This is a genomic window from Ralstonia sp. SA306, assembly GCF_054792405.1.
Map to the genome: position 1 here is coordinate 3,402,933 of NZ_CP096451.1, position 18,262 is coordinate 3,421,194.

An 18,262-nucleotide genomic window follows, 5' to 3' on the forward strand; every position below is an offset into this window, starting at 1 on the left:
GCTCAAGCTTTTCCCGGTTGATCCGTTGTTAACCCGACTGACGACCCCCAGGAAAAAAAAGCATGAGAGCGTCTGCGCCCCTTTCTGAAGTTTCACAGCCCCCAACCAGCCTCGGTACCCGGCTGGCCGTGATTGGCCTGATCGCCCTGGTTGCGGTGTTCGGCATGTTTGCGCTGGCAAACTCGCAATCGAGTCTGCGTATGCTGGAAGCCAATACCCAATCGGCCATGCACAACCAGGAGGCCGCCATGCGCGACATGATCGGCCTGTTCGACGGCACCATGCGCACCGAGGCCGACCGCTTCCTGACCGCCTTTGCCGACGCCGCGCCAGGCCCCTACAGCATCGACCCGGCGCAGACCGTGCAAGTGGCGGGCAAGCCGACGCCCACCTTCAAGAGCGGCCCGAACGGTGAAACGGTTCTGAACCTCAACTTCACCGTGCCGGACAAATTCTTCGCGCGCACCGGCGGCACCATCGCCACCGTGTTCGCCCGCACCGGTGACGACTTCGTGCGCGTGACCACCTCGCTCAAGAAGGAAAACGGCGAACGCGCGATCGGCACGCTTCTCGATCGCGCCCACCCGAGCTACAAGGCGTTGATGGCCGGCGAGCCGTTCCGCGGCCTGGCCTGGCTGTTTGGCGTGCCGTACATGAGCAAGTACGAACCCGTACGCGATGCGTCGGGCAAGGTGATCGGCGCGCTGTATGTGGGTGTGGACGTGCGCTCGGAACTGGCGCTGCTCAAGGACAAGATCCGCTCGCACGGCATCGGCAAGACGGGCGGCTATTTCGTCATCGACGGCAAGCCCGGCGCCGATCAGGGCAAGGTGCTGATCGACCACACGCAAGACCGCGAAGGCAAGAACCTGCTCGACGCCAAGGACGCCGCCGGCCAAGCCTGGGTACGCGAGATGATTGCGCGCAAGGACGGCACGCTGCGTCATACGCTGGCCGACACGGAAGGTGGCACCGCGCGTGAGCGCCTGACCGTCTTCACGCAGTACCCGGATTGGCAACTGGTGATTGCCGGCACGGCTTACGTAGATGAACTCGACGCCGATCTGGTGGCCGCCCGCAATCGCTTCCTGCTGCTGGGCCTGGCACTCGGTGCGCTGCTGGCCGGCGGGCTGTACTGGATGCTGCGCCGTACTGTGAGCACGCCGCTGGCCGAGGTGGTGAACGTCGCCCAGCGTGTGGCTGCGGGCGATCTCACGCACCGCCTGCCCACCACCCGCCGCGACGAAATCGGCCAGGTGATGCGCGCTGTCAATGGCGTGGGCGACGGCCTTTCAGGCATCGTCGACAAGGTGCGCGCCAGCGCCTCCACCATCGCATCGAGCACTGGCCAGATCGCGGCCGGCAATGCGGATCTTTCTGCCCGAACCGAAGCGCAGGCCGGCAATCTGGAACGCACCGCATCGAGCATCGAACAACTGGCCGCCACCGTGCGCCAGAACGCCGAGAGCGCCCACCACGCGCATGACATGGTGCAGTCCGCCAGCGAGGCGGCCAACGCTGGTGGGCAGACGGTCGAGCGGCTGGTCGGCACCATGTCTGGCATCCATGCCACGGCGCAGAAGATTGCCGACATCACCGGCATCATCGACGGCATCGCGTTCCAGACCAACATCCTGGCGCTGAACGCCGCCGTGGAAGCCGCCCGCGCAGGCGAACAGGGCCGCGGCTTTGCCGTCGTGGCCGGCGAGGTGCGCAGCCTCGCCCAACGCAGCGCAGCCGCCGCCAAGGAGATCAAGGAATTGATCAATCGCTCGGTGGAAGAAGTGCAGGCCGGCAACGAGGCCGCACGCGGCGCTGGTGATGCCATGCAGGACATCGTGACGCGCGTGGAGCGCATCGCCGGTCTGATGGGCGAGATCAGCCACGCTTCGCGCGAGCAGTCGCAAGGGATCGAAGAGGTCAACCATGCGGTCACGTCGATGGACGAGGTGACCCAGCAGAACGCTGCGCTGGTCGAAGAAGCGGCCGCTGCCGCCGAAAGCCTGCGCCAACAGGCCCAGGAACTGCGCGGCGCTGTGGATGTGTTCCGGCTTGCCTGAGCCGGCAAGATGTCATGAATTGAGGACGTGGCGTTGCAATCGGTACAAGGTTTGACGGGCAATCGTGCAAACCTGTACCGCGCGGAACCTGACCCGCACAGGGGACTCGCAGCATGGAACCCGCTCAGGTACCACCCACCATGTCCCCCGCAGATCAAGCCTTTCATTCCGTCGTCGCGATTGACGACCACCCGATCGTTCTCGAATCCATCCAGGCGCTGCTCGCCGGGTCGCCGCAATTGCAGCTTGTTGCGACGGCAGCCGATGGCGCGCGCGGGCTGCAGTTGATACGTTCGGCGCGCCCGAAGCTGGCTATCGTCGACATCAATCTGCCCAGCCTGGACGGTCTTGAACTCGTGCGCCGCGTGCGAGCGCAACGCCACGATATCGGCTTGGTGGTCACGTCTGCCCAGACCACCGGCAACGAGGCGCGGCTCGCCTTCCTGGCCGGCGCCAACGCCTACGTGCCGAAATCGGAAGCAACATCCGCGTTGACAGCGGCGCTGCTGCTGGCGGCACGCGGTTACCTCTCATTTCCCGCTTCCGCGATGGGGCCGTCAGATGGCGCCGGCGTCGCCACGCTCACCCAGCGCGAAATGCGCGTGAACCAACTGCTGGCCGAAGGCCATCGCAACATCGAGATCGCAAGGCGCCTAGGGATTTCGCCCAAGACGGTGTCCACCTTCAAGCACCGCATCTCCAGGAAGATCGGGCTCCCCGGCTGACGGATCAGTGCAGTTCACCGGCAAAAAAAAGAGACCGCTGTTTAAGGCGGCCTCTTAAAGTCGATGTGAAGCTGTGAAACTGTCATTCAAGCTTCGGGCCGAATCATAATCGAAAAGCGGTGCGCTCGAATAATTTAATTTTTATCATCGATTGGATGACTTTGTGCGTCCAATGGATTACGTCTCGTAAGGCATTGGCTTATCTTCTTGTGGACCCCACTTACGGCTATCTACGTGGGATTGCAAGACGTTGATTGATATGAAGAATTTCGCTATTGGCGCTTAGGTTTCATATTTACCACAGGCCGTTTTTGAAATTGCTGAATATGAGAATTGAGCATACATAATGGCCGCCGATCGCAAATCCCCGCGATGGTGTTTTTCAAGGAAGACGATATGAAGATCAAGCTGTTTGCGGCCGCTGCTGCCGCCCTGGTTTCGGCTGGTGCCTTCGCTCAATCGAGCGTGACGATGTACGGCGTGGTCGACGCCGGCGTTGAGTGGGTGAACAAGGCGCCGGGTAACGGCGGCTCTCGTGGTGCCGTGCAGTCGGGCGGTATGTCCGGTTCGCGCTGGGGCCTGCGCGGCACGGAAGACCTGGGCGGCGGCCTGAAAGGTATCTTCAACCTGGAAAGCGGTTTCAATATTGACGACGGGAAGATGGGCCAGGGCGATCGCCTGTTCGGCCGTAACGCCTACGTCGGGCTGGAAGGCCAGTGGGGCCGACTGACCCTGGGCCGCCAGCAGAACCTGCTGTACGACTTCGCGCTGCAATACGACCCGATGGCGGTTTCGCGCTATTCGCTGGCTTCGCAGGACGCTGCCATGGCGGGGCGCGCAGACAACGCGGTGAAATACATGGGTACGTTCGGCGGCCTGACCGCTTCGGCGCTGTACTCGACGCGCAACGATGGCCAGGAGATTGCCGGCGCGAGCAAGCTGGGCCGCGAGTGGAGCGTTGGACTGAACTACGCGAACGGCCCGTTCTCCGTGGGTGCCGTGTATGACCAAATGAATGGGAATACGGACGTGCCCGCGGCCTACGGCATTGCTTCCGACCTCAAGGTACAACGCGCCACCATCGGCGGCACGTACGTTTATGGCCCGGCCAAGCTCTACGCGGGTTATCGCTGGCTCAATGCGACCCATCCGCTGGCATCCGAATCCTTACTGCGTTCGAACCTGTACTGGCTGGGCGCCGGCTACCAAGTGACGCCGGCTCTGGCGTTGACCGGTACGGCCTACTACCAGAACTTCAAGACCACCGGTGCCGGCAATCCCTGGCTGTTTGTCCTGAGCGGCGACTATGCGCTGTCCAAGCGCACCGACGCCTATCTGAACGTGGCTTACGCCAAGAACAGCAGCAACGCAGCTTTGCCGCTCGGTGTCGCTGGCCTCGGCGACGTGTTCACCAGCGCGGACGGCAGCAGCAACAACCAAATGGGTGCCATGGTCGGTATCCGCCACAAGTTCTAATCGGCATTCTGTCGGCTAGATATAGAAAACCCGGGCTTCAACCCGGGTTTTTTGTTGGCGCCTTTTTCGTGCGCCGCGTTCTAGTGCAGGATCACCCGCCGCACCACGGCCACCAGGGGCGGCCGAATCGAGCGCTCGAACCCCGGGCGCAGGCGCAAGGGCTTGAGCAGCATCTTGGCCGCCATATCGAGCGGTAGATAAGAGCGCACCAGCGCGCTGACGCGCGAGTTCAGCGCGCGGACATCGGCTTCGGGCACGTCCTCCTGCCCGCGCTCGATGCGCAGCACATTGCGCAGGGCGATCATCGAATCTTCATTCTTGATTTCACGCAGGCGTGAGGCGAGCGCCTTGAGCACGCGCGCGCGGCCCACGCCCTCGCCAGCGTTGCACTCGTTGAAGAAACGCAGGAAGTGTTTGTAATGTCGGACTTCATCGGCCGAGATGCGGCTGGCGAGGTCACGCAGCACCGGTTCATCGGCTTCAGCCGCAGCTTGGGCGATGGCCCGATAGAAAGTGGCAGTGCCCATTTCGACGACGCAGCGCGCGACCATTTCCAACGCCTGCGTGGGCTCGAACTGGTCGACCGAACAGGTGACCGAGTATTCCTCGAAGAAGCGGGCGTAGCCGCGCTCCCAGTCGAACTCGGGCCAGACGGTTTCAACGTAGCGGCGCAATGCACGGCCGTGCTGAAGTTCTTCGCGTTCCCAATGGTGGATCAGCCAGTGCGCGGTTTCGGGGCGATCGGCGTAGTACTGAGCGAGGTTGCCGGCATAGAGGTCGGAGCCGCTCTCCACAAACGACGCACTGGCAACGAGGTAGAACAGCGTGCCGTTTTCGCGCACACGTGCGACGTCGATGCTGTCGTAAGCGATCTCCTGGACCGACCACGGCATGCGCTCGCTCTCAGATGTTTCCAGATGAACCTGTGACAAGGCGCTTCCTCCGTCGGCAGTCTCGCAAAAAGCGGGCCGCCCTTGCTATGAGAATGAAACATCACGTCCCATGTTTCAAGACAGATGTGCGCTTGCAAAGGTTCCTAAAAGCAATCTTCTGCGTAGAAAGTGGTGAATGCGTCATGGCGATTGCGTCACCTCGGTGCGCGACGCAGCGGTAGGTACGTGGCGTTTTTGCGCGTGCCGCAAGCCATAGGCGAAGGCCGCGAGTGCGACGAGGGCCGCCCCAACCATCGCCCATTCGACTGCTGCATAGCCGCCGCTGGCCCGCCAGAGCAGTGCGCCCAGCCATGGGGCGCTGGCCTGCGCCAGCAGCACGGGCGTCATCATCAGGCCATTGAGCGTGGCGTACTGGTTGCGCGAAACCAGCTCCGGCATCGCAATCGCGCGGACCATCGTGTTGATGCCGTTGGCTGCGCCGTAGACGAGCGCAAACACGATCAGCAGCGGCCCGCTGGACAGCGCCAGCAAGACGAGCGCTGCGGCCATGGCGCCGTACGTCCACGGTGCAATGCGCACCGGATGCGCCGGGCGCGACCGCATCATGGCCAGCCGCCCGAGCACTTGGGCGGGGCCGATGAGCGCCGCGATCAGCAACTGGCGGCTGGTCGGCACGCCTTTCTCCGTCAGCAGCGGAATCAGGTGCGCCCCGAGCACGGTGGCGATCAGGCTGGTCGCTATGAAGGCCAGCACCACCGCCCAGAACACCGGCAAGCGCAACACCATGCGCCATGCCGAGGCATGCACCGGTGCCGTCGGGTCGAGCGCCTCGGCAGGCGCGTGCACGGGGGGCCGCACGCGCAGGCGCACATGGATCGGCAGGCAGATCAGCACATGGGCCAACGCAAAAAGCTGCAGCGTGTGCCGCCAGCCGAGGTGTTCCACGCCCCATTGCGCGAGCGGAATGCACAGCGTGCTGGAGAACCCTGCAATCAGTGTGAGGCCGATGATCGGGCGCTGATACGCGTCGCCAAACGCCTGGCGAAGCACGACGAAGGCTGGGTCGTAGAGCGTGGTGGCCATCGCCAGGCCCATCGGCAGCCAGAGCAGGAGGAAGGCCGTCTCGTTCGAGACGAAGGACCAAGCCAGCAGGCCGCTCGCCGCCAGCACGGTGCCTGCGCCCATCACACGGCGCGCAGGCCAGCGGTCCAGCGCGCGCCCAACCCAGAACGAGCACAGCGCCCACACCAGCAGCCCGAGTGAAAACCCGCCCGCCAGAAACGGCCGGGCCCAACCGAGCGTGTCGTGCATCGGCGCCAGAAACACGGTGAAGCTGAAGTACAGCGTGCCCCAAGAGACCATCTGCGCGAGGCCGAGCAGCAACACAAGGCGCCGGCCCTCGGGCGAGCCGGGCGAGAACATGGGGTGCATGGAGGAGGGTGTGATGAGGGCAAGCAGATCTGCGCGGCAACAATCCATTCTATCGGCGGAGGTTGCGGCGTGCGTGCCCCCTGCGCAGGGCGCGCTCAGGAAGCGTGGCCGTCGATCAGCCTCCGCAAAGCTGCCGTGTCGACGACCTCGACCGTCCGGTAATGGCAACGGACCCAGCCGGCGCGCTGCCATGCCTGCAGGTACTTGGAAATCGTCTGCCGCGAGCGTGCCAGCATGCGGCCCAGCTCTTCATTGCTGGCGGCCACGGTGCGACCATCGCCGGCGCGGGCAAGCTGCAGCAGGCGTTGGGCGAGGCGTGCATCGGCGGGCATTTCGCTGGCGTGCTCGAACTCGTCAAAGATCAGGCGGATGCGCTGGCAGAGCTGCTGCATCAGCGCCCACATGCCGGCCGGGTAGGCAGACACCGCGCGCGCAAACGCCGCGCTGCCAAGCAGGACGAGCGTGGTGGGCCCCTGCGCGTGGGCGCTGTGCGTGCGGCCGCCGCCGTCGATGAGCGCGATCTCGCCAAACCACTCGCCCGCGCGCAGCACGCCGTAGACGAGTTCGCTGCCGCCGTCAGTCGTCCGACTGATGCGCACGCGGCCGCGCACGATCAGGAACATGCCCTGCGCCGGGCCGCCGTGCGGGTGGATGCATTCGCCGTCAGGGTAGGTGACCAGGCGCGCGGTGGGTGCGATCTCGGCCAGCAGGTCGGCGGGGGCGTCGCGCAGCCAACCCTGCGCGAGCTGCGAGGGTGTAGGAGCCGGGGCGGTATGGGAGGTGTCTGCGGGCATGGCGGCAGGATGCGGCGAAGGCAGTCCGATCATTGTCAAACGCTTGACAGTCTGCATGCAAGCGCCGGGCAGAGAATGCCCCATCAGCCGCGCAGCCATTCAATACGACGCGGCACCGACGCGACCATTCCGGCGACGAAGGAGACACCCCCGATGACCGATCCGCAGCACACCGCCCCGCGCGCAACGTTTTCCCACATGGAGCACGGCACCCGCGAGGACTGGGCCGCCATCTCGGCCGAGTTCATGCCCTATGCCCGCGCACTGCCCGACCGCGTGCTCGCCCACCTGAAGCTGCTCGACGGCGATTGCGGCGGCTTCCCGATCGATCGTCTCGCGCACTCCCTGCAAACCGCCACGCTCGCCCACCGCGACGGTCGCGACGAGGAATACGTGGTCTGCGCGCTGCTGCACGACATTGGCGACACGCTGGGCAGCTTCAACCACCCGGACATCGCCGCGGCCATCCTCAAGCCGTTCGTGAGCCCGGAAAACCTGTGGATGGTCGAGAAGCACGGCATCTTCCAGGGCTACTACTTCTTCCACCATCTGGGGCTCGACCGCAACCTGCGCGAGCAGTACCGCAGCCAGCCCGAGCTGTTCGAGCGCACGGCCGAGTTCTGCGCCAAATACGACGCCGCCGCCTTCATGGCCGATTACGACAACCTGCCGCTGTCGTTCTTCGAGCCGATGGTGCGACGCGTGCTGGCCAAGCCACGCAACTCCATCTACGTAAAGGACGGCGAGAGCGAGCTGTCCCAGCCGAAAGCCGAGGCAGTTTGATTTGCTGCGGGTCTAGGCCTTCACCACATTGACGGGTGCGCCAGCCACCCAGGCCGCCACGTTGGCGAGCGTGGTGTCGGCAATGCCCGCCAGCGCCTCGCGCGTGAAGAACGCCTGATGTGCGGTCACGATGACGTTGGGAAAGCTCAGCAGCCGCGCCAGCACGTCATCCTGCAGCACATCGGCGGAGCGGTCTTCGAAGAACAGATCCGCCTCTTCCTCGTACACGTCCAGCCCGAGGTGGCCGAGCTGGCCGGTCTTGAGGGCGTCGATCAGCGCGGGGCTGTCGACCAGGCCGCCGCGGCTGGTGTTGATGAGCATCGCGCCCGGCTTCATGCTGGCCAGAGCGTTGGCGTCGATCAGGTGGTGGGTGCCGGTGTTGAGGGGACAGTGCAGGCTGACGATATCCGCCTGCGCCAGCAAATCAGGCAGCGGCACGTAGCGCACGCCCAGCGCCGTCAGCGAGGCCTGCGGAAACGGATCGAATGCCAGCAACTGGCAGCCGAAGCCCGCCATGATCCGCGCGAACACCTGCCCGATCTGTCCGGTGCCGATCACGCCGACGGTCTTGCCCGCCAGGTCGAAGCCCAGCAATCCATCCAATGAGAAATCGCCTTCGCGCGTGCGATTGCAGGCACGGTGCAGGCGCCGGTTGAGCGTTAGGATCATGCCAACCGCATGTTCGGCCACCGCGTGCGGCGAATAGGCCGGCACGCGTACCACCGTCAGCCCGAGGCGCTGCGCGGCCGGCAGATCGACGTGGTTGAAGCCTGCCGAGCGCAGCGCGATCAGGCGCGTGCCGCCCGCTGCCAACGCTTCGAGCACTTCCGCGTTGAGCGCGTCGTTCACGAATGGGCACACCACTTCAAAGCCCGCTGCGAGGGACGCCGTTTGCGCGTCAAGGTGCGCGCGCTGGAAAACGAGGTCGAAGCTGTGGCCGCCGCGCGCCAGGGAGGCGCGGAAGCTGTCTTCGTCGTAACGGTGGCTGCTGAAAAAGAGGATGCGCATGGCGGTGGGGTAAGCGGACGTGATGCCTGCAGCTTACTCGCACCGCCCGGTGGCGGCACTCAGAGCGTCAGGACGATGCGGCCATCCACCTTGCCGGCCTTCAGATCGGCGAACACCTGGTTGATGTTGTCGAGCTTGTCGCGGTGAATGTGGGCGCGTACCAGCCCCTCGGCGGCAAACTCCAGGGACTCTTGCAGATCACGCCGCGTGCCGACAATCGAACCGCGCACCGTGATGCCATTGAGCACCGTGGAGAAGATCGGCAACGGAAAATCGCCCGGCGGCAGCCCATTGAGCGAGATCGTCCCGCCGCGCCGCACCATGCCCAGCGCTTGTGCAAAGGCACTGCGCGACACCGCCGTCACGAGCACGCCGTGCACACCGCCGATCTCTTTCTGAATCACGGCCGCGGGGTCCTGCTGCGAGGCATCGACGACGAGCTTGGCCCCCAACTCGCGTGCCAGCGCGAGCTTGTCCGGCGCCACGTCTACCGCCACCACGTGCAGGCCCATGGCGATCGCATACTGCACCGCCACGTGTCCCAGCCCGCCAATGCCGGAAATGGCGATCCACTGTCCGGGCCGCGTATCCGTCATGCGGATGCCCTTGTAGACCGTCACCCCCGCGCAGAGGATCGGTGCGATCTCTTCGAAGCTGACCTGCGCGGGCAGGTGGCCGACGTAGTTCGGATCGGCCAGTACGTATTCGGCATAGCCGCCGTTGACGGAGTAGCCTGTGTTCTGCTGCTCGTGGCAAAGGGTTTCCCAGCCGCTCAGGCAGTGCTCGCAGTGGCCACAGGCGGTGTAGAGCCAGGGCACACCCACGCGGTCGCCTTCTTTGACGGCGGTCACGCCTTCGCCCACCGCCGCCACATAACCCACCCCTTCGTGCCCGGGGATGAATGGCAAGCTGGGTTTGACGGGCCAGTCGCCATCGGCGGCGTGCAGGTCGGTGTGGCAGACGCCCGAGGCCGCGATCTTCACAAGAATTTGCCCGCGCCCAGGTGTGGGAACCGGCACTTCCTCAATGCGCAAGGGTTCGCCAAACGCGTGGACAACCGCAGCTTTCATCGACTGGGCCATGAGACATCTCCTGGTTGGGGGGAGATACCAGTCTGGTCGACGCCTGCCCGGTGCGGGTTGATGTGAGTCAACCGTCAAGGCGAGCGGGATCGGCAACACTGTTAGCATGCCGGCATCTTCAGTCTTTCCAACGAGCCGCTGCCTTGCCCGTCACTCCTACCTTCCTCTGGCACGACTACGAAACCTTCGGCGCCGTGCCGCGCCGTGATCGTCCGGCCCAGTTTGCGGGCATCCGCACCGATGCCGAGCTGAACGAGATCGGTGAGCCTGTCGAGCTGTTCTGCCAGCCGTCCAACGATTGGCTGCCCGATCCGGTGTCGTGCCTCATCACCGGCATCACGCCGCAGCAGTGCGCCCGGCAAGGCGTTCCGGAATACCGTTTCGCTCAGGCCATCGAGCGCGAACTGGGCACGCCCGGCACCATCGGCGTCGGCTACAACACCATCCGCTTTGACGACGAGGTTACGCGGCACCTGTTCTGGCGTAACCTGATCGACCCATACGCACGCGAGTGGCAGAACGAATGCGGGCGCTGGGATCTGCTCGACGTGGTGCGCACCACCTGGGCACTGCGCCCAGAAGGCATTCAATGGCCGACGCATGAAGACGGCAGGCCGAGCTTCAAGCTGGAGCATTTGTCCAAGGCCAACGGTCTGGTGCACGATGCGGCGCACGATGCGGTATCCGATGTGCGCGCGACGATTGCGCTGGCGCGCCTCATTCGCAACGCACAGCCGCGCCTGTTCGATTTTTGCCTGGCGTTGCGCAAGAAAGACCGCGTGGTGGCCGAGATCGGCGATGCGCCGCGGCCGCTGCTGCACATTTCGGGCATGTACGGCGTGGAGCGCGGCTGCATGGCCGTGGTGTGGCCGCTGGGCGGGCACCCGACCAACAAGAACGAATTGATCGTGTGGGATTTGGCGTTCGACCCGTCCGAGCTGTTCCACATGGACGTTGCGACGATCCGCGAGCGCATGTTCACGCGTACGGCTGACTTGGCCGAAGGCACCACACGCCTGCCGATCAAGTCGATCCACATCAACAAGTCGCCCATCGTCATCAGCAACATGAAGACGTTGCAGCCCGCGCAGGCAGAACGCTGGGGCATCGACTTCGCCACCATTGAACGCCACGCCGCCATCGCGCAGGGGGCGCCGGACATGCGCGACACGTGGCGCCAGGTGTACGCCCGCGAGCTGGAGCCGATCGAAGACGTCGACCAGAACCTCTACGGCGGATTTGTCGGTAACGACGACCGCCGCATGCTCAACGAGCTGCGCACGCTCAGCGGCGAACAACTCGCGCGCCTGCATGCGGACTTTGCCGATGCACGCCTGCCCGAGTTGCTGTTCCGCTACCGCGCACGCAACTTCCCCGATACGTTGAACGAAGAGGAATACGAGCAGTGGGAGCAACTGCGCGCCGAGCGCTTGTTCGAAGGCCGCGATGGCTATCTGACCTTCGAGGTCTTCGGCGAACGGCTTCAACAATTGGGCGCGGAAGCCACGGAGAACGGCGACGCGCGTGCGCAGACCATCCTGCAGGACCTGTACGACTACGCGCAGCAGATCGCACCGGGCTGAGGAGCCGGGCTGACGAAGCGGACGCGCGCAAAGAAAAACGGAGGCCGAAGCCTCCGTTTTTTCATGGTGATACCTAAAGCGGCGCGGATCAGGCTGCCTGCTGTGCCGCCGCCGGATCGCGCCACTGGGCCAGCAGCTTGTTCCAGCGGATGCGCGCCGCCGCCAGGTTGGCCTCCTTCACATGGCCGAAGCCGCGGATGTCCTCCGGCAAGCGGGCCAGTTCCACGGCCTGCCCGAGCTTTTGCGCCGTCAGCCCGCGCGCGAGTTCATCGACCAGCGCGCGGTATTCGCCGATCAGCGCGCGCTCGGTGCGGCGCTCTTCGGTCTTGCCGAAAATATCGAACGCCGTGCCGCGCAGGCCCTTGAACTTGGCGAGCAGCTTGAAGATGCGCATCGTGTTCGGACCGAAGCGCTGCTTGACCAGGTGCCCCTTCTCGTCACGCTTGGCAATCATCGGCGGCGCAAGCCAGAAGTTGAGCTGGTAGTCGCGGCCGGGCTCGCCCTCGAATTGCGCACGCAGCTTGTCGAGGAATGCCGGGTCGGTGTACAGGCGGGCGACTTCGTATTCGTCCTTGTACGCCATCAGCTTCGACAGGTTGCGCGCCACCGCTTCCGTGAACGCCAGCGGCTGGCCTGCGCCCACCACGGCAGCTTCGGCTGCACGTACGCGTTCCACCACCGCGCGGAACTCAGCGGCATACGCTGCGTTCTGGTACGCGGTCAGCAGATCAACACGGCGGGCGATCAGCGTGTCCAGCGAGGGCAGGGCGATGACGTCGGCTTTGGCACGCGGCGCATCGTCGGCGAGCTTGAGCACCGCATCGCGGTCTTGTGCGAGGTGGCGGCCCCATTCGAACGCGGTCTTGTTCTTCTCGACGGCCACGCCGTTGAGTTCGATCGCGCGGATGAGCGCGTCGTGCGTCAGCGGAAGCCAGCCTTTCTGCCACGCAAAGCCCAGCACGAGCGGGTTGGTGTAGATGGCATCGCCCAGCAGGCGCACGGCCAGCGTGTTGGCGTCTTCAAATGCGCAGGCATCGCCGATGGCCGCACGGATGTCCGCCTCGGCCGAGCTGCCCGGGAAGCGCCAGTTCGGGTTCTTGATGAAATCGGCCGTGGGCGAAGCCGTGCTGTTGACGATGGCGCGCGTCTGGCCATGCTGCACCTTCGACAGCACTTCGTCCGACGCCGAGACAATCGCGTCGCAGCCGATCACCAGGTCCGCCTCGCCCATGGCGATGCGCGTGGCGTGAATCGAATCCGGACGCTCGCCGATCTGCACGTGCGAGAGCACGGCGCCGCCTTTCTGCGCCAGGCCCGCCATGTCGAGCACGGTCACGCCCTTGCCCTCAATGTGCGCAGCCATGCCGAGCAGGCCCCCGATGGTCACCACGCCCGTGCCGCCCACGCCGGTGACGAGCACGCCGTACGCGCGCTGGATGGCCGGCAGCTCAGGATGCGGCAGCAGCGGCAGACCTTCCATCGACACGCCGTGCGATTCGGGCTTGCGCACCTGCGCGCCCTCGGCCGTCACGAAGCTCGGGCAGAAGCCGTTCACGCACGAGAAATCCTTGTTGCACGACGACTGGTTGATCTTGCGCTTGGTGCCCAGCTCCGTGTCCAGCGGTTCGACCGACAGGCAGTTCGACTTGACCGAGCAATCGCCGCAGCCTTCGCACACCGCATCGTTGATGAACGCGCGGCGTGCCGGATCGACCATCGTGCCGCGCTTGCGGCGGCGGCGCTTTTCCGTCGCGCAGGTCTGGTCGTAGATCAGCACGCTGGTGCCTTGCACCTCGCGCAGCTCGCGCTGAATTGCGTCGAGCCGGTCGCGGTGGTGCACCGTCACGCCTTCGGGCAGTTTGATGGCAGCGTTGTACTTCTCGGGCTCGTCCGTGACGATGACGATGCGCGACGTGCCTTCCGCATGCACCTGCGCGGCGATCTGCGGCACCGACAGCGGCCCGTCGACCGGCTGGCCGCCGGTCATGGCCACGGCGTCGTTGTAGAGGATCTTGTAGGTGATGTTCACCTCGGCCGCAATCGACGCGCGGATCGCCAGCAGGCCCGAGTGGTAATACGTGCCGTCGCCCAGGTTGGCGAACACGTGCTTGTCGCCCGAGAACGGCATCTGGCCGATCCACGCCACGCCTTCGCCGCCCATCTGGCTGAAGGTGTCGGTGCGGCGGTCCATCCACACGGTCATGTAGTGGCAGCCGATGCCGGCCAGCGCGCGCGAGCCTTCCGGCACGTTGGTCGACGTGTTGTGCGGGCAGCCCGAGCAGAACCACGGCTTGCGCTCTGCAGTGATGCGCGGTTTGGCGAGCGCCTTCTCTTTGGCGTCGATGATGGCGATGCGCGAGGCAATGCGTGCGCGCACGTCCGACGGCAGCTCGAACTTTTCCAGACGCGTGGCGATGGCGCGGGCGATCAGCGCAGGCGACAGCTCGTAATGCGCCGGCAGCAGCCAGTTGGCCATCGGCACGGACCATTCGCCGCCGGCGTTGTCGCGCTCGTCAAACTTGCCGTACACGCGCGGGCGCACGTCGTCGCGATAGTTGTACAGCTCTTCCTTGAGCTGGTACTCCAGGATCTGGCGCTTCTCTTCCACCACCAGGATCTCTTGCAGCCCTTCGGCAAAGGCACGCGCGCCGTGCGCTTCCAGCGGCCACACGCAGCCGACCTTGTACAGGCGGATGCCGATGCGGCGACAGGTTTCCTCGTCGAGGCCGAGGTCGACCAGCGCCTGACGCACGTCCAGATACGCCTTGCCGGCGGTCATGATCCCGAAGCGTGCCTGCGGCGAATCGAGCACCACGCGGTCGAGCTTGTTGGCACGCACGTACGACAGGCCGGCGTACCACTTGTAGTCAAGGAGGCGGGCTTCCTGCACCAGCGGCGGATCGGGCCAGCGGATGTTCAGGCCGCCCTGCGGCATGACGAAATCTTCGGGCAGGATGATCTGCGCGCGATGCGGGTCGACATCTACCGACGCAGACGATTCCACCACGTCCGTCACGCACTTCATCGACACCCACAGGCCGGAGTAGCGGCTCATCGCCCAGCCGTGCAGGCCGTAGTCGAGGTATTCCTGCACGTTGGACGGATACAGCACCGGAATGCCGGCTGCCTTGAAGACGTGCTCGGACTGGTGCGCCAGCGTAGACGACTTGGCTGCGTGGTCATCGCCCGCCAGCACCAGCACGCCGCCATGCGCGGACGAGCCCGCCGAGTTGGCGTGCTTGAACACGTCGATCGTGCGGTCCACGCCCGGCCCCTTGCCGTACCACATGCCGAACACGCCGCTGAACTTGGCGTTCGGATACAGATTGACCTGCTGCGAGCCCCAGACCGCCGTGGCGGCCAGGTCTTCGTTGAGCCCCGCCTGGAAGACGATGTTGTGCCCCGCCAGATGCTTTTTGGCTTTCCACAGGGCTTGGTCCAGCGCGCCCAGCGGCGAGCCGCGGTAGCCGGAGATGAAGCCTGCCGTGTTCAGCCCAGCGGCGCGGTCGCGCTCCTGCTGCAGCATCGGCAGACGCACCAGAGCCTGCGTGCCGCTGATGTAGATGCGGCCACGCTCAAGCGTGTATTTGTCGTCCAGGGAAACAGTTTCGAGCGCGCGGCGTAGCGCGTCGTTCAGAGGGGCATTCATGCGTGCTCCGTGTGGGTGTGTCGGGATCACCGACAGCAGGTCTCTTTTGGTGCTGCCTGCGCCGCTTCTTGTGGAAACTGGCATGCAGCCGTGGGTCGAGGCATCGTAGCATCGCGTGACATTCCGAACACCGTGCAACGCAGCAAGAATGGGGGTGGGTTTTCCCTTGGTTGTGGTGTCCGGTGCACGCATGCACAGCGCTGGACGACGGGGTTGCACCGGTTGTGCGGTGCATGCAACGTTTGCGGCAAAGCGGGCCGGGGCGATGCGCTTTCGCGACGCACCGGCACGGACGGAATCAATCCCCGAGGCGTTCGATGACTTCCCGCATGCGGACGACAAGCCCGTCCATTGCTTGGGCAGGCACGTTCCCATAGCCCAGCACCAGGCCGTTGTACTGCGCGGTGAAGGTTCCCGGCAGGCAGAAGCGCGACAGCGGGCGCAGCACCATTCCGTGCTCGCGCGCGGCGCGGCTGACTTCGGTATCGCGCACCGGCGCGTCGAGCCGTGCCGAGAGGTGCATGCCGCCTGCGCCGCCCGATACGGTGACGATGCCATCCAGGTGCCGCTCGATTGCGGCCTGCAGCGCATCGCGGCGCTCGCCGTACAGACGACGCATGCGCCGCAGGTGCCGCGTGAAATGTCCCGCCTCGATGAACTCGGCCAGCGCGAGCTGCTCGGCTACGCGCCCGCGCAACATCAGCGCACCTGCCGTCTTTTTCAGCACGGGCGCCAGCGCGGGCGGCACCACCATATAGCCGAGGCGTAGCGCCGGGAACAGCATCTTGCTGAACGTGCCGAGATAGATGACCGGCGCATCCTCCGTCAGGCCCTGCACGGCGGATAGCGGCGCACCCGTGTGGCGGAACTCGCTGTCGTAATCGTCTTCGATGATCCACGCGCCGGCTGCGCGCGCGTGCTGGATCAGCGCAAGGCGACGCTCCAGACTCATCACCGCGCCCAGTGGGTATTGGTGCGACGGCGTGATGTAGATGAGCTTGGGCGGCGTGTCGCGCCAGTCTTCCTCGCGCGGGGCGAGGCCATCGGCGTCGACGCTGATCGGTACCAATCGCATGTCTGCTGCCTGCAAGGCGGCGCGCGCACCGTAGTAGCCGGGGTTTTCGATCCACGCGGTGTCGCCCGCATCGGCGAGTGTACGGGCGCACATGTCGAGGCTGTTCTGCGTGCCGTCGGTGATGAACACTTGCGACGCGTCGCAGCGCACGCCGCGCGAAACGCGCAGGTATTCCGCCACGGCCTGGCGCAGGGCAACATTGCCTTCGACCGGGCCGTAGCCCATCTGGCCGGGGCCGATCCGGCGCCATCCGCGTTCCATGCAGCGGCGCCATTGCGCCAGCGGGAATTCATCCAGTGCGGGCGTGCCGGGCAAGAAGGGCAGCAGGTCGCCCATCCCGCCGCGCGGGCGTTCGAGGTCGTTCACGCGGCGCGACAGCTCGGGCGGGGCTTCGGGCGCATGCTCGGACGTCTGCTGCAGGCCGACGCGCGCCACCACCGTGCCTTGCCGTCGGCTCAGCACGAAGCCCTCGGTGGCGAGTTGCTCGTAGGCGTAGAGCACCGAGTTGCGCGCGATGCCCAGCTCTTCGGCCAGCGTGCGCGAGGGCGCCAGGCGCGTGCCTTCCTCGATCTGTCCACTGAGGATGGCTGCACGCAGGCAGGCATATAGCCGATGCTGCTGCGAGGCGCGGGCCACGCCCTCGGCGTGCGTCGCGGTGCGTTCGTAGTTCGACAGCAGGACGCCGTAATCCATCGTGGCTCCAAGACTCTGAATTTTGGTGGGTCTATGCATGGTGCCACGGTTTTTTTATCGTCGGCATATCGATTACGATTTCGGAGCCTTGCATGTCGAGCACAGAACCCACATCGCCCACCGCGCGCACCCGTGTGCGTCGCGTCGCGCACCGCGGCCATTACGACCGCACCACGCTGCATGCCATCCTCGACGAGGCCTACGTCTGCCACATCGCCTTTGCCGACGAGCATGGCGTGCATTGCATCCCGACCGCGTGCTGGCGCGAGGGCGACCACCTCTACATCCACGGCTCCAACGGCAGCCGCATGCTCCGGCTGGCAGGCAGCGGCGCGCAGGTCTGCGTAACCATCACGCACATCGATGGCCTGGTGCTCGCGCGCTCGGCGTTCAACCATTCGATGAACTATCGCTCGGCGATCATCTACGGCGCGTTCGAAGTCGTGCCTGATGCGCAGAAGCCTGCGGTGCTCGATACCTTCATGGAAGTCCTCGCGCCGGGCCGTTCGCAGCAGGCACGGCCCGGCAATGCCAAGGAGCTTGCCGCCACGACCGTGCTGCGCATTCCGCTGGATGAAGCCGCGTGCAAAGTGCGCACGGGTGGTCCGAAGGACGATGCTGAGGATCTCGACTTGCCGGTGTGGGCCGGCGTGCTGCCGATGGCGCTGTTGCCGCTGGCGCCGGTGGTGGATGCGGCGCCGGCAGGTACGCCTGACTACGTGCAGGAGTGGAGGGATAGTGCGCGTGTGTCGGTGGGGGAGGCGGTGATGTTGTGATGGCTGCTGGGTGCTGGTTGGTTTTGTTTTGGTCTTGGTGGTGCATCCCTGGTTTCATCCCCTGCCGGGGCTGACTCACTTTCTTTGTCTTACCAAAGAAAGTAAGCAAAGAAAGGCGCGCCCGATGCGGCGAAAGACTCCTTGAATTTATGTCGCAAGGAGGGAGGGGAGGCAAACTCGCTGCGCTCAGACAGCCTCCCCTCTTTTTCCTCCTTGCAACAGAAATTCAAGGCG

The 18,262-nt window shown here is 65.1% G+C and carries 13 protein-coding genes; 6 read left to right on the top strand and 7 right to left on the bottom strand.

What is annotated here, in order from left to right:
- The first annotated feature begins 62 nt into the window (after nucleotides 1-62).
- The 3 genes from M1D44_RS16120 to M1D44_RS16130 all read left to right on the top strand — a co-directional run bounded on the left by M1D44_RS16120 (nucleotide 63) and on the right by M1D44_RS16130 (nucleotide 4,261).
- Entirely contained in the window at nucleotides 63-2,060 is a 1,998-nt protein-coding gene (locus M1D44_RS16120; protein ID WP_316853993.1) for a methyl-accepting chemotaxis protein, read from the top strand.
- A 140-nt stretch (nucleotides 2,061-2,200) separates the two neighbouring features.
- Nucleotides 2,201-2,785: a response regulator gene (locus tag M1D44_RS16125; RefSeq protein WP_024977341.1), complete on the top strand. Its 585-nt coding sequence runs from the start codon at nucleotides 2,201-2,203 to the stop codon at nucleotides 2,783-2,785.
- A gap of 396 nt (nucleotides 2,786-3,181) precedes the next feature.
- Nucleotides 3,182-4,261: a porin gene (locus tag M1D44_RS16130; protein ID WP_024977342.1), complete on the top strand. Its 1,080-nt coding sequence runs from the start codon at nucleotides 3,182-3,184 to the stop codon at nucleotides 4,259-4,261.
- 80 nt (nucleotides 4,262-4,341) lie between these two features.
- Here the strand turns inward: M1D44_RS16130 and M1D44_RS16135 are convergent, their stop codons facing one another.
- From M1D44_RS16135 to M1D44_RS16145, 3 genes are all read right to left on the bottom strand, one after another.
- Nucleotides 4,342-5,154, bottom strand: a complete 813-nt coding sequence (locus M1D44_RS16135) for a ferritin-like domain-containing protein (RefSeq protein WP_024977343.1) — start codon at nucleotides 5,152-5,154, stop codon at nucleotides 4,342-4,344.
- A gap of 180 nt (nucleotides 5,155-5,334) precedes the next feature.
- Nucleotides 5,335-6,585 (bottom strand): MFS transporter, encoded by a 1,251-nt coding sequence (locus tag M1D44_RS16140; RefSeq protein WP_316853994.1) that lies wholly within the window; start codon nucleotides 6,583-6,585, stop codon nucleotides 5,335-5,337.
- 95 nt (nucleotides 6,586-6,680) lie between these two features.
- Entirely contained in the window at nucleotides 6,681-7,436 is a 756-nt protein-coding gene (locus tag M1D44_RS16145; RefSeq protein ID WP_316853995.1) for a Crp/Fnr family transcriptional regulator, read from the bottom strand.
- 96 nt (nucleotides 7,437-7,532) lie between these two features.
- Between M1D44_RS16145 and M1D44_RS16150 the strand changes: the two genes are divergently transcribed.
- The gene (locus M1D44_RS16150) at nucleotides 7,533-8,162 is read left to right on the top strand and encodes an HD domain-containing protein (RefSeq protein WP_316853996.1); all 630 of its coding nucleotides are present in this window, start codon (nucleotides 7,533-7,535) and stop codon (nucleotides 8,160-8,162) included.
- A gap of 12 nt (nucleotides 8,163-8,174) precedes the next feature.
- Here M1D44_RS16150 and M1D44_RS16155 read toward each other — a convergent pair whose 3' ends face one another.
- Both M1D44_RS16155 and adhP read right to left on the bottom strand, forming a co-directional pair.
- The gene (locus tag M1D44_RS16155) at nucleotides 8,175-9,170 is read right to left on the bottom strand and encodes a 2-hydroxyacid dehydrogenase (RefSeq protein WP_024977347.1); all 996 of its coding nucleotides are present in this window, start codon (nucleotides 9,168-9,170) and stop codon (nucleotides 8,175-8,177) included.
- A gap of 59 nt (nucleotides 9,171-9,229) precedes the next feature.
- Nucleotides 9,230-10,252: an alcohol dehydrogenase AdhP gene (gene adhP / locus M1D44_RS16160; RefSeq protein WP_024977348.1), complete on the bottom strand. Its 1,023-nt coding sequence runs from the start codon at nucleotides 10,250-10,252 to the stop codon at nucleotides 9,230-9,232.
- A 143-nt stretch (nucleotides 10,253-10,395) separates the two neighbouring features.
- Here adhP and sbcB point away from each other — a divergent pair, with 143 nt between their 5' ends.
- The gene (sbcB, locus tag M1D44_RS16165; protein ID WP_112186695.1) at nucleotides 10,396-11,835 is read left to right on the top strand and encodes an exodeoxyribonuclease I; all 1,440 of its coding nucleotides are present in this window, start codon (nucleotides 10,396-10,398) and stop codon (nucleotides 11,833-11,835) included.
- An 88-nt stretch (nucleotides 11,836-11,923) separates the two neighbouring features.
- Here the strand turns inward: sbcB and M1D44_RS16170 are convergent, their stop codons facing one another.
- On the bottom strand, nucleotides 11,924-15,484 hold the full coding sequence (locus tag M1D44_RS16170; protein ID WP_316853997.1) for an indolepyruvate ferredoxin oxidoreductase family protein: 3,561 nt from the start codon (nucleotides 15,482-15,484) through the stop codon (nucleotides 11,924-11,926).
- Nucleotides 15,485-15,782: 298 nt separating this feature from the next.
- Entirely contained in the window at nucleotides 15,783-17,252 is a 1,470-nt protein-coding gene (pdxR, locus tag M1D44_RS16175; protein WP_316853998.1) for a MocR-like pyridoxine biosynthesis transcription factor PdxR, read from the bottom strand.
- Nucleotides 17,253-17,344: 92 nt separating this feature from the next.
- Between pdxR and M1D44_RS16180 the strand changes: the two genes are divergently transcribed.
- On the top strand, nucleotides 17,345-18,028 hold the full coding sequence (locus tag M1D44_RS16180; RefSeq protein ID WP_316853999.1) for a pyridoxamine 5'-phosphate oxidase family protein: 684 nt from the start codon (nucleotides 17,345-17,347) through the stop codon (nucleotides 18,026-18,028).
- Nucleotides 18,029-18,262 lie beyond the last annotated feature (234 nt).